The organism is Phormidium sp. FACHB-592 (genome assembly GCF_014695795.1).
GTDB lineage: Bacteria > Cyanobacteriota > Cyanobacteriia > Leptolyngbyales > Leptolyngbyaceae > Stenomitos.
This window is the reverse complement of sequence record NZ_JACJOZ010000038.1, coordinates 19,504-32,127: the sequence shown is the minus strand read 5'-3', so window position 1 is coordinate 32,127 and position 12,624 is coordinate 19,504. Positions and strand designations below refer to the sequence as shown.

8 protein-coding genes are annotated in these 12,624 nt (G+C 50.2%); 2 read left to right on the top strand and 6 right to left on the bottom strand.

The window, feature by feature from the left end; genetic code table 11:
* Positions 1–5: 5 nt before the first annotated feature.
* From H6F86_RS10240 to H6F86_RS10210, 6 genes are all read right to left on the bottom strand, one after another.
* The gene (locus H6F86_RS10240) at positions 6–944 is read right to left on the bottom strand and encodes an NAD(P)-dependent oxidoreductase (protein ID WP_190448506.1); all 939 of its coding nucleotides are present in this window, start codon (positions 942–944) and stop codon (positions 6–8) included.
* A 192-nt stretch (positions 945–1,136) separates the two neighbouring features.
* Positions 1,137–1,817 carry a VOC family protein gene (locus H6F86_RS10235; RefSeq protein ID WP_190448505.1) on the bottom strand — a complete coding sequence of 227 codons (681 nt, stop codon included), beginning with the start codon at positions 1,815–1,817 and terminating at the stop codon, positions 1,137–1,139.
* Between the two features lie 238 nt (positions 1,818–2,055).
* Positions 2,056–2,763: a DUF2808 domain-containing protein gene (locus tag H6F86_RS10230; protein WP_190448504.1), complete on the bottom strand. Its 708-nt coding sequence runs from the start codon at positions 2,761–2,763 to the stop codon at positions 2,056–2,058.
* Positions 2,764–2,884: 121 nt separating this feature from the next.
* Entirely contained in the window at positions 2,885–3,352 is a 468-nt protein-coding gene (locus H6F86_RS10225) for a VOC family protein (protein ID WP_190448503.1), read from the bottom strand.
* Between the two features lie 876 nt (positions 3,353–4,228).
* Positions 4,229–4,651, bottom strand: a complete 423-nt coding sequence (locus H6F86_RS10215) for a response regulator transcription factor (protein WP_190448528.1) — start codon at positions 4,649–4,651, stop codon at positions 4,229–4,231.
* A 46-nt stretch (positions 4,652–4,697) separates the two neighbouring features.
* On the bottom strand, positions 4,698–5,255 hold the full coding sequence (locus tag H6F86_RS10210; protein WP_190448502.1) for a thioredoxin domain-containing protein: 558 nt from the start codon (positions 5,253–5,255) through the stop codon (positions 4,698–4,700).
* 472 nt (positions 5,256–5,727) lie between these two features.
* Between H6F86_RS10210 and H6F86_RS10205 the strand changes: the two genes are divergently transcribed.
* Together H6F86_RS10205 and H6F86_RS10200 are read left to right on the top strand one after the other, a co-directional pair.
* Positions 5,728–9,942 carry a filamentous hemagglutinin N-terminal domain-containing protein gene (locus H6F86_RS10205; protein ID WP_190448501.1) on the top strand — a complete coding sequence of 1,405 codons (4,215 nt, stop codon included), beginning with the start codon at positions 5,728–5,730 and terminating at the stop codon, positions 9,940–9,942.
* A gap of 115 nt (positions 9,943–10,057) precedes the next feature.
* On the top strand, positions 10,058–12,622 hold the full coding sequence (locus tag H6F86_RS10200) for a filamentous hemagglutinin N-terminal domain-containing protein (protein WP_190448500.1): 2,565 nt from the start codon (positions 10,058–10,060) through the stop codon (positions 12,620–12,622).
* The last annotated feature ends 2 nt before the right edge of the window (positions 12,623–12,624 follow it).

Sequence of the window (12,624 nt, the reverse complement as noted above, 5' to 3'; positions counted from 1 at the left end):
AACTGTTAACTGGCATGAGCCGCAACGGTGTTAACCATCCATTCCAACGATCGTGGTTGAAAATTCAGTTCGCGTTTTGCCTTGACATTCGATGCACCTCGCATCTGAGTCTGGTAGTAAACGATATCCGCACCGCCCTCCAGTTTGAGCGCATCTTCAACTGATACTCGCGGTGGAGGTGGAGCATTCAGCGATCGGGCAAACGCAGGGAGCCAGTCGCGCACCGCTAAAGGTTGATCATCGACAATCTGATAAATACCAGGATTGCCCTGCTCTGCCGCTGCAACTGTGGCGATCGCGGCATCCTCAATGTGTAACCACGACCAGATGCCTTCGCCATTGCCCACAATTGGCAACTGTTGCTGCCGCACCTGTTGCCCTACATCACCATCTGAGTTGAACCAGGTGCCGGGTCCGTAGAAGAAACCATAGCGTAAGGCAATTCCTTCGAGATTGGATTCCAATAAACGATGTTCAATCTCAGTCATAATGCGAGACTCTGCGGCAACGACGGGGGAAGCATCAAGCACTAGAGGCGTTTCCTCATCTGCCAATCCAGCACCAGGAATGCCCCAGATGGCGATCGACTGTCTCAGGTAACGGCGCACCCCTGCTGCCTGTGCTGCCGCCAGCACATTGGCTCCACCTTCTAACCGGATGCGCGTATTCAGAGGACCTGCCGCAGCCATGGATTCGCGAGTGTAAGTCTTGGGTAAAGCAGTGAGTTGTTCAATCACGACTTCCGGTTGAGCGTGAGCAATGGCTTCTTTGACTGAATCTGGGTCAAATACATCGGCGATTGCTGGTTCGATTCCCTGTGCCGCAAATGACTGTGCTCTCTCTTGCGAGCGGGTCAGCGCGACCACATTATGTCCTTTAGCAAGTAATTGGTTGAGTAGTGGGCGACCGATCGCTCCTGTTCCCCCGGCAACAAAAATCTTCATCTGTAAATCCTCTAAATCTTGTTGACTAGCACGGCACGACATTGCATTGATGATGGAAGGGGTAGAGAGGATGATAAGTAGCTCCTTGGCTCTTCTGCTGCTCTACTTCTCTACCCATTGCCTGGTCATACTCCATGTCGCAACTTTTGCTTCTGTTCTTTAGCGATCGATGTTCCGTTACTGCTAACCGCATTATCTAGAAAGAACAGGAGAAGCTTCCTTCATGTAACGGTCGGCGGCGGCAGCGGCTTCTTCTGAACTGCTGCCATTCTGACGCGCACTCAAATAGGGGGCGTACCAGTCCCACCAGTCATGCTTAGCGTGTGTCTTTTCGTAAGGGTCGTGGTGCTCTGCCGTCTCGCGCAGAAGGGCTGCAAGGGTTGCAACGTCTGTTTGTGGAGCATCCCACAGGCGACCAGGAAGCCGCGTTGTGATTTCCTGTAGTAACCAGAGGTTCCCATCTGGGTCCTCAAACGAGGCAAACGAGAAGTAGGAACGACCTTCCGGGTCACGCCCATCGACGCGCGGGTTCTCTACAGCGTTGTTGAAGGGTCCGCCAGCGTAGTGGAAGATCTCGCTGACGTTGACACCGCGATCGATCAAGTCTTTACGGGCGGCATCGAGGTCATCCACGGCAAGAACCAGGTTTTGCGCCGAGCCAGAACTATTTGGAGTGACTCCCTTGCCAAAGATGATTGAGGCGTCCGAGTTGGGTGGTGTCACATGCACGTTGCGGTAGCCGCCCGCTGCAACGTCAATGTCAAGCCGCCAGCCAAGCTTCTCGTAGAATGCCTTCGTGCGGTCAACGTCGGAAACGGTGAACACCACGACTTCGAGCTTCATGTTTGGACGGTTTACTTGATTGCTACTCATTTTGTTCTCCTTTTGGTTAGTAAGTTTGCTGTTCAAGTTGCTACTGTTCATTCTTCTGCGATCGCCCCATGCACACCACTCAAGTTCTTTGATTTAAATCGCGACTTAAATGGGTGTTCTTCTGGACTTTCAACAGGCAGGTGAATTGAGCTGTACCCAGAGGTGGGAGGAATTGAACGGATGCCTCTAAGCCATCTGATGTTCAATTCCTCCCTAAAATCAGCGAGTGGAACTCTTCTTAGTTTGAGTTGCCGTAGAAGTTGATGCGTCCATAGCCTAAGAACTGCCCAAGCCCGTTCTTTCCATCTGGATAAGCGGTCACCCCAAACAGATAAACACCACTCGAATGTGGATTTTTCTGAACCGGAAGGGAGAGCGTGACTGTATTACCAGGCAAAACAGGTTGATTAAACACAACGGTTGCCTCACCTAGATTGGTGGACTGATCACCACGGACACTTGCCAAACGAATTTCAGGTCCTGCTGCAAATCGTCTGCCGATGGATGCTCTATTGTTGGTAACATTAAATTTGACCGTTTCTGCGTTAGGTGCTTGAGCGATCGTCACTGCTTTAAGAGGCTGTCCAGCATCTTGAGGAACGGTCAACGTGAATTCGTAGGTAGAAGAGACACTGCTTCCGTTTGGCAAAGCAGCAGCCCGCACTAACTGTGGCGGATGGCTGAAGAAGGGTTGCCCAGCTTGTCCAATTCCAATACTTTTTTGTGACTGGAACTGAGTTGTTCGAGATTGAGGTGTTTGAGACAGGATTGATTGAGACTGAGTTGTTTGAAGTTGGTTCGTTTGTAATCCCAACTGTTGAAGGATGACGTCATATTTAGTTGAAACATGAGATGCTAATGCCGGACTGGCAGTAGCTTCGCGCTGCTGTATAGCGACAGCAAGGGTTGCCAGGGCAATGCCGATGGTAAATTTCTGGAATTGCATGGTCAATCTCCTTAATGTAAATGAATTAAAAGGGACGTGACTAGACGCGTCAATCAACGGAATCAGAGGGAGTGCGAATTGATGCTTGAGTTTGAACTGACAGGACAGCGCACGCGATCGCTTACCGTCCGGGAAGCCGCACCCTGACCTCTTGGAGTATCCAACCATTGCCGTCTGGGTCACTGAACGAGGCATAGGAGGCATAATCGCCCCGCTTTGGGTCGGGACCTGGCACTCGTCCCTCAGTTCCGGCATGGTGAAAGATCCCGCCGATGTCGTGGAACACTTCACTCACCTCGACACCCCGCTCAACAAGTTCGGCACGGGCTGCTTCAATGTCGTAAACGATGAGATACAAGCCTTGAACTGAGCCTGGCTCGGCTAACGACACTCCTTGCCCGAAGATGATCGAGGCTTGTGATCCAGGTGGGGTAAATTGCACGACTCGGAAGCCATTCTCGCCAGGAAAGTCAGCATCAAATCGCCATCCTAGTGTTTTATAGAAGTCTTTGGAGCGATCGACATCGGCAACGGGTATCACCACAACTTCGAGTTTCATGTCTTGGCTGGTTACCTGATTGCTACTCATTTTGTTCTCCTTTTGGTTGGTAAGTTTGATATTCCGATTGGTTACGTTTCATTCTTCTGCGATCGTCCAATACACACCACTCAAGTTCTTTGAGTTAAAACGCGATTTAATGACTTGAATTGGCGGAAAGCAGGAGGAAGTGAGCCGGAAGTCATTAGACTTGATTTCAGGCAAAATAGGTTGATCAAAGACAATCGTTGCTTACTTGAGTTAGTAGGCTAAATCACCACCGACGTTTGCCAAATGAATTTCAGAATTCGCTGTAAGCTGTCTGCCGTATAGGCTTTACTGTTGCTATATTCTCATTGCACCGGTAGGTAAAGTTTCGGGCGGACCTAGAGTTTTATCCCCGATTTCAGCACTAATGCGCTCAAAGAGAGCCATATCTGATGTTGCTGTTTTATCCTGTGTCCCTACCGTTTCAATCAGGCGTGCAAAGGCACTAGGGGCAGCAATGAATAATCCGCGAGCTGGCTTTTCGATGAGTGCGGCAATAACATGAGTTGTGCGATAGGAATGAAGAAACTTTCACCTGCGCCTAGCATGACCTTATTCTCACCTGCCCAGACTGTGGATTCACCTTCCAGCACATAAAGTTGTTCAGAATAACGGGTGTGGCGACGAGGAGGAGTTTGTGAGCCAGGTGGGAAATAGCCTTCAATCAGATCATATTGACCCCCAGTTGTAGTTTGGTCGGCAACAATGCTAAGGCGAGAACCAAAAAACCAGAAAGATTATGTCATGAGCTAAAAATCCCTAGATAACTGCATCAACAAATGTCGCCTTTGAATGATTGAGGCTAAATGTGCATGACATATTAACCAAATGTTCACAGTTATATAGAGCATTGATAGCCTTTTTTACATCGGCTTATTGCTAGTGAACTAGACCGATTCGGAGGGCGCGAATGGCGGCTTGAGTTCGATCGCTGACGCAAAGCTTTTGCAAAATACTGCGAACGTGAGTTTTAACCGTTGCCTCAGCGATGTAAAGCTTTTGAGCAATGATAGGATTTCTATCGCCCTCAACAATTAGTTGCAATACCTCTAACTCGCGGGGAGACAAGGACTCAACGAACATAAGATGCCTGTACTCTGGCTTAATTGCTCGAATTGAAACTGTTTGAGTGTCATTACTATATTCAACCTGAACAGAATAAGCATGCTTCAGTGCCTCTGCGGCTGTTTGTGCAACATGCATGAGTGCGTGCTTGACTGGAAAATTCTTGAAAGAATCAATTTGAGTTGGCAATTTCAAAGGCTCGAAATTGTTTTTGGTCGGTAATGGAGTAGAAATCATGAAACGCTCCTCGTTGAGATACTTGTTAGGATAAGCAACAAAAACCTTAATGAATAATGTTGACAATGCTTGCCATCAATGGCTCAATGCTCCATTGGTTTGTGTATTGAAGGTTGTTAATAAACAGTGCTGGTGCAACCATTACCCCACTTTGAATTCCACCTTCAATATCTTCATTGATGCGATCAATATATACTCCTCTCGATAAATCTTGTAGAAATTGGCAGATATTGAGTCCTAGGTGGCTGGCATACTCTACCAGATAGCCATCCCCTAATTCGTGTTGATGGTTGAACAATGTCTCATGCATCTGCCAAAATTGACCTTGGGTCGCTGCTGCTTCTGCTGCTTCTGCCGCTCGTTGAGCACGAGGATAGATTTGACGCTGTGGAAAATGCCGAAAGATGAAACACAAATAATTCTCCCAAAAGGAAACGTTAAGCTGCTGTTGAGCATCTTTAATTAGCCTGTAGACCTCTGCACATTGAGAACATTGATAGTCTCCGTACATCACTAACACTACAGTTGCACTCAACTCACCTTTTACGTGATCTCGTATTGAAGGAAGAACAGACAACAAACTGTGGTTATGATCATGATTCACTGATGCCTCCGACGGAAAGTATGCGACTCGGGATCGATCGCTTAGAACCTCTTCTGGTGATTAATTTTAGGTAAACTGATGCTCTATAGCCCACCAGTTGGGTATGCTGGTTAGCATGAGCTAACTGTAGGTAACTGCCTTGGGTTTGTAACCTGTTGGAAGTTGGCATTTTTGCACTATCAAGAGAGTGAGCAATCAAGCACTCCCAAGGATGAAGCTGATTCAAGCTTAAGTTGGAGTTTGAAGGCAAACTTAAGTTTGATCCGATCTCACCTTTTAGTTGGATAGATGAATCACACTCCCTGGTATAGGAAGTAGCAACTCTCGTTAGACGACGAGTCGAAAATAGCTTCATATATTAATTAGATTTTAGACAAACACAGCTATACCAGGGAACTTTGCAGCGGTTGGGGTTAAACGAAAGCCATGATAGCTTTAACCTATCCATACCGATGTAAGCGCGAGGCGACAAATGAATCGATCGTATCTGAGTGGATGGGTTGTAACGAGCGTTCTCTTAAACACATTGCTTTATGCTCCATCGATTGCAGCGCAAGTCCTGCCTGACGGTACATTGCCTGTAGGGGAGCGATCACAAGTTTCTAGCAACCCTAACTTCCAGGTTGATGGGGGAGCCAGACGAGGCGGCAACCTATTCCATAGCTTCAGTGAATTTTCGATTCCCACGGGTGGGTCTGCTTACTTCAACAATGCGATCGATGTGCAAAACATCCTGACACGAGTTACGGGTGGCTCCATTTCGAATATTGACGGCTTGATTCGGGCAAATGGTATAGCAAACCTGTTTTTGATTAACCCCAATGGGATTATCTTTGGACCGAGTGCCCGCTTGAATATTGGTGGTTCGTTTGTCGCCAGTACCGCCAGTAGCATTGTGTTTGCGGATGGCACTGAGTTTAGTGCCGTCAACCCCTCGGCTTCTCCATTGCTGACCATCAGTGTGCCGATCGGGTTGCAGTTCAACAGCCCGCCAGGAGATATTGTGGTGCAGGCTGCCCCTGAAAATGTATTTACTGAGACGGGTGATGCGGGTGAGCTTTTGGGTACAGCTCAACCAGCCAACAGCGCAACGGATGGAGCACGCCTAAACGCAATCAATGGCAATTTGGACGGTGCCAGCGATGTGGACCTGTACCAACTGCTCCTACCACAAGGGTTGCCCTTCAGGGCAACGACTGTCAATGGCTCTGCGGTAGATACCCAGTTGTTTTTGTTCGATGGCAATGGCTTGGGTTTAGCGAGCAACGATGACAGTGCCTCCACTGTGCAGTCTAGTGTGCCCTTGAACCAACCCTTCATCCCTGCTGCTACTGGCACCTATTACTTGGGCATTTCCAGCTTCGGTAACAACCCTCTTAGTTCACAAGGTCTTATCTTTGGCGCATTGGGTGAGCCTAACGATCCTAGCTCTCGGTTACCTTTAAGTGAGTGGGATACGAATAACGTCTTTGGTCGCGGTGGTCCCTATAGGATTACGCTCAACACTCAAACCCCGCTTCAGGTGCAACCGGGCAGAACGCTAGCGCTGGTGGGCGGCAATGTCACGATCCAGGGAGCAAGTTTGCAGGCTGGGGGTGGTCGAGTTGAGTTAGGAGGCGTCGCCGGATCAGGCAGGGTGGGGCTGGCGGTGGATGGCAATACGATAAATTTGAGGTTTCCCGATTCGCTAGCGCGCGCCGATGTTTCCCTCAGTGACACTCTTCTAGACGTTCGTGCAGGGGGTGGTGGAAGTATTGCTGTCACCGCTCGGAACTTGACCCTGAACGAGGACAGTAGACTTCAAGCAGGAATCAACGACGGGTTAGGTTTTGTCGGCGCGCAAGCGGGAAACATTCAGCTCGATGCGACCGAAACGATTGCCCTTAATGGTGGCTCGATCGACAACGTAGTGCGTCCTGGTGGTATTGGGAATGCGGGTAGCATTAGGATCACCACCGGGTCACTAGCGGTCACAGAGTTAGCTGAGCTGCGTACCGATACCTATGGGCAGGGAGATGCAGGTAGTGTGACGATCAATGCGCGCGATAGGGTCTCTTTAGATAACTCTTTTATATCCAGTGACGTGACCCCAGATAGCATCGGGAACACTGGCGGTATCAACATCACCACCGGGTCACTGGCGGTCACAGGGTTCGCTGAGCTGCGTGCTGACACATATGGGCAGGGCGATGCAGGTAGTGTGACGATTAATGCGCGCGATAGGGTCTCTTTGGATAACTCTTTTATATCCAGTGACGTGACCCCATATGGCATCGGCAACACTGGCGGTATCAACATCACTACCGGGTCGCTGGCGCTCACACGGAATACTCGACTGACTGCTGCTATCTATGGGCAGGGCGATGCAGGCAGTGTGACGATCAATGCTCGCAATACGGTCTCTTTGGATGACCTGTCTTTTGTAGTTGCTCCTGCGGAAACAGGTAGCATTGGGAACTCTGGCGGTATCAACATCACCACTGGGTCGCTAGCGATCGCACGCGGGTCTCAACTGGTTTCCTATAGGGCTGGACAGGGAAATGCAGGACCGATCAATATTAATGCCCGCACGACGGTTGTCATGGATGGAGAAAACACTCCTGGTTACTTGACTACTGGGATATCTAGCGCTGTATTCTCTAGGGACCCGAGCCGTTCTGGTGGCATTAATATTCAAGCTCAAGATCTCATCTTGAGATCCAATGCTGGAATCATTGGGGAAGTATCCTCGATCGGTCAGGGTCGGGGGGGAGATATTAATTTAGATATCAGGGGTACTCTCCTGCTCACGGGTGCAACACCGTCTCCTGGTACGGAAGACTCTACCAGGATTACCTCAGGAGTGCAGTCAGACGGAGTTGGATCTGGGGCAAATCTTCGTATCCGAGCCGGGGCTTTAGTGCTACAAGATGGCGGTTTCATTAATGCCAGTACGCAAGGACAGGGAGATGCAGGTAATATCGACATTCAGGCCGGTAGAGTCGATATCTCTGGCAGCATTCCGAGCAATGGCTTGCCCAGTGGGTTGTTTACCAGCAGTGATACGGCAGGCAACGCAGGCGATATTACCATTGCTACGCAGACCTTTCGGATTGCCGACGGAGCCGCCCTGAGCGCCCGCAGCCGAGGCGATGGGCAGGGGAGAGACATCACCGTCAATGCCACCCGCACCTTTGAGGCAGTTAACGGCGGACAGTTGATTACCACTACCTTTGGGCAGGGAGCAGCGGGCAATATCACAGTCAACGCGGGAGAGCAGATCATGATCGTTGGCAGCGACCCCAATTACGTCGATCGCCTGGCTAGATTTCCCACTCCTGACAATCCTACTCCTGACAATCCCACTCCTGTCGCTCCCAATGTTGTCAATGCCATCCGTGAAACGGGTCCTGCTAGCGGTTTCTTTGCCAATACTGAGCCGAACTCTACTGGGTACGGCGGCAATATCCAAATTACGACTGGACGCTTCACTGTTCAGGAGGGGGCGCAACTCATTACCAGCACCACTGGAAATGGACGGGCAGGAGACATCACGGTAAATGCTCCCGATATTCAGCTTTCTGGGGCGACCAGTGGTCTATTTGCTCAAACCACCATGGCTGCTGATGCAGGCAATTTGACCATTCAACCACGGGGGAACGGGCAGAGTGTACGGGTGAACCTGCAAGGCGGTGCTCAAATCTCTGCCTCTACCTCCGGCAGCGGTAATGGCGGACAGCTAACTATTACCGCTCCTGATTCCGTTACGCTGACTGGAGATGGTTCCATCATTGCCGCTGGAACAGGTGGAAGCGGTGCAGGGGGAAATTTAAGTCTTCGCACAGGCACCCTCAATATTCAAAATCAGGCAGAAGTCACCGTCAGCAGTTCAGGTACGGGACTTGCTGGCAACTTGTCTGTGGATGCCGATCGCATCTACCTCAACAATGGGGGTAGAATCCGTGCCGATACAACGGGTGGTGGTGGAAATATCAACTTGCGATCGCCCTTCATCCTCCTCCGCAATGGCAGTAACATCTCAACTAATGCAATTGGAGAAAACATTCCTGGTGGCAACATCAGCATCGATACCCGCTTCCTCATTGCAGTGCTGCACGAAGATAGCAACATTAGTGCCAATGCCGAAGATTTTCGCGGGGGCAATGTCCGCATCAATGCCTTTGCCATCTTCGGCATTCAGCCCAGTCTCGTTTCCACTCCTCTGAGCGACATCACGGCATCGGGAGCAACGACTGCTTTGCCGGGCACGATCGATGTCACGACTGCCGGACTTGACCCAACATCGGGGTTAGTTGCATTACCCACCGACTTGGTGGATGCGTCAGGGTTGATTGCTCAAGGCTGTCCGGCTGATCGAGGCGATTCCTTTGTCATCACAGGTCGCGGAGGCTTACCGCCAACACCTGCACAAGAACTCGATGATGACGCGGCGTGGGACGATCGCGGAATTCTCACGGTGGCTCAGCCGATGCACAAGAGAGGAGCCAGAAAGCTATCCTCATCAGGCACTAACGCAGAAGGCTCACGCCCTGGAGTTGTTTCCCAAGTAACGACTGCTGCTTCACTCATTGAAGCGACAGGTTGGCAGAAGACGGCAAGTGGAGATGTGATATTGATTGCTAATACATCTGACCCAACGGTACAGAAGTCGTTGTCTCAATCAGTTGCCTGCAACGGCAGGCGGTAAATCAGTGAAAACAGAACTAATTTTCTGCTCTTGCTGTGTCTGGTTTCCGCCTTAGCTGGAGTAATCATGCAAAATAGCCTATTCTGTCCCTATCAATGCGACAGAGGATGGCAACATGAATCGATTGCATGTTCAAGTCAGTGCTTTGACGGTCAGCCTCGTGAGTGCATTACTTTGGGTTCAACCGAGTGCCGCGCAAGTCGTACCTGACGGTACGTTGCCTGTAGGGGAGCGATCGCAAGTTTCAGGTGATCCCAACGCTCAAATTGATGGTGGAGCCAGGCGAGGGGGTAACCTGTTCCATAGTTTCAGCCAGTTTTCGATTCCGACAGGTGGGGCTGCTTACTTCAATAATGCAACTGATGTACAAAATATCTTTAGCCGCGTTACGGGTAGATCAGTTTCGAGTATTGATGGGGTGATTCGAGCGAATGGTACAGCGAATCTGTTTTTACTCAACCCCAATGGCATTCTATTTGGTTCTAACGCTCGACTAAACATTGGGGGTTCTTTTGTTGCCACCACTGCCAACAGCATCAACTTTGCCGATCAGTTTCAGTACAGTGCCACCAATCCTCAAACCACGCCGCTCTTGACGGTGAGTATTCCAGTTGGGTTGCAGATGGGGACGAATCCAGCACCGATTAGAGTTCAGGGAACTGGCTACAACTTATCTCAAGGTTCGATCTTCGTTCCGATCACGGTGGGAAAGGCCGCCACGGGTTTGGAGGTTTCAACCGGACAAACGCTCGCCTTGATTGGTGGCAATCTTGACATCCAAGGTGGCGTTCTGACAGCAGAACAAGGACGCATTGAACTAGGCAGCGTGCGCGATGGTCAAGTTGATGTAGGAGATCGATTTGCCTTGGGTTATTCAGGCATTCAATCATTTGGAGAGATTCATCTATCGCAGCGAGCATTAGTCAATGCTAGTAATAGCGGTGTGATTCAAGTGCAAGGGGGGCAAGTATCGCTTACGGATGGCTCCCTACTGCTCATTCAAAATCAGGCAGGGCAAAGTGGGGGAAGTATTGCTGTCACTGCCAGTAAACTTGTGGACTTGAGGGGAACGAGTTTGGATGGCAGTGTTTTTGGTGGGCTGGAAAGCCAAGCATTGGGAGCGGGAAGCGGAGCCGATCTTACCGTTAAGACTCAACGCTTTATTGTCCGGGAGGGCGCGATCGCCTCTGCCTTCTCCTATGGCTCTGGTCCAACTGGACAGATCAATGTGAATGCTACAGACAGTATGCAAGTCATTGGCATTGCTTCCAGTTCTACACTTGGTAGCCTTGTTGCTGCAATAGCAGTGGACTCTAGCGATACGGGCAATATCACATTATCAACAAGTCAGTTAAGGGTCGTTGATGGCGGTTCCATTGGCACGACAACCGTTGGCACTGGTCGCAGTGGAGACGTAACTATAAATACTTCCGAAGCGATCGAAGTCACTGGCACAAACTTTCTCAGGCAGAGCAACATTGCAGCAGGCACAGTCAGCGGAGAAGCTGGGAGGTTGACCATCCATACAGAAAGGTTGCGGGTTCAGGCAGGAGGAACCATCAATACTGTCACTATCGGAGATGGAAGTGCTGGAAGTCTAATTATTAACGCTAGGGAGTCGATCGAGCTTGACGGCAACGGCACTCAATTTTCTGCCCCTAGCTCTGTGGGTGCCTTTGGCTTTCGGTTTACAACTGAACAGCCTCAAGATCCAGCCTTGCTAGCACCAGAAGCCCCAACCGGCGTGTCTGGAAATGCAACCATCACGACTGGAACGTTAACGATGACGAATGGTGCAAGAGTTGATGTAAGTAATGCGGGAACAGGTCCAGCAGGACTCTTGGGCATTCGAGCTAATTCGATTACTCTCAACAACCAAGCAGGCATTACTGCCTCAACTGCCTCTGGTCAAGGAGGCAATATTCAACTTCAAGTTCGAGATACCCTATTGCTGCGCCAAATTAGCGGAGTCTCAGCAATTGCAGGTGGTACAGGCAATGGTGGCAACATTCAAATTGATGCAGGGGCGATCGTCGCCGTTCCTACCGAAAATAGCGACATCAGCGCCAACTCAGTCAACGCTCGTGGTGGCAACGTGACGATTAATACCTCCGGTATTTTTGGCATCCAGTTTCGTCCGCAAGACACACCCTTGAGCGATATCACCGCCACTGGAGCCACGTCTACTCAACAGGGAACGGTGCAAGTTAACATTGATCGGTTTGATCCCACTTCGGGTTTAGTCCAATTGCCCTCAGGCGTAGTTGACTCATCTCGGTTAATTGCTCAGGGTTGTCCCGCTGATCGCGGCGATTCCTTTGTTATCACAGGTCGCGGTGGTTTGCCGCCCAGACCAGAGCAACAACTCGATGATGATGCGGAGTGGGACGATCGCGAACTTCTCACGGTGGCTCAGCAGAGAGGACGGGGAGAGACGGACCTCGGCAGGAGCGCTCAGTCGAACGAGACGCGGAGACCTGGAGAATCTTATCATTCAACATTCAAAACTCAAAACTCAAAACTTCCCTACCTTCCAGTTACCGAGGCTACCAGATGGCAAACAACTTCTACTGGAGAGATTATTCTGGTTGCGAACACGGAGAATTCAACCATGCAAAATTCGTTCAATGCAGCGCATAACTGGTTGAATCACTCAACCTCCTGTCAAGGAAAGCAGTAAAA

Excerpts from the sequence above, each read along its gene's own strand:
- H6F86_RS10240 (WP_190448506.1), bottom strand. The coding sequence starts at position 944 with ATGAAGATTTTTGTTGCCGGGGGAACAGGAGCGATCGGTCGCCCACTA.
- H6F86_RS10235 (WP_190448505.1), bottom strand. The coding sequence starts at position 1,817 with ATGAGTAGCAATCAAGTAAACCGTCCAAACATGAAGCTCGAAGTCGTG.
- H6F86_RS10230 (WP_190448504.1), bottom strand. The coding sequence starts at position 2,763 with ATGCAATTCCAGAAATTTACCATCGGCATTGCCCTGGCAACCCTTGCT.
- H6F86_RS10225 (WP_190448503.1), bottom strand. The coding sequence starts at position 3,352 with ATGAGTAGCAATCAGGTAACCAGCCAAGACATGAAACTCGAAGTTGTG.
- H6F86_RS10215 (WP_190448528.1), bottom strand. The coding sequence starts at position 4,651 with ATGATTTCTACTCCATTACCGACCAAAAACAATTTCGAGCCTTTGAAA.
- H6F86_RS10205 (WP_190448501.1), top strand. The coding sequence starts at position 5,728 with ATGAATCGATCGTATCTGAGTGGATGGGTTGTAACGAGCGTTCTCTTA.
- H6F86_RS10200 (WP_190448500.1), top strand. The coding sequence starts at position 10,058 with ATGAATCGATTGCATGTTCAAGTCAGTGCTTTGACGGTCAGCCTCGTG.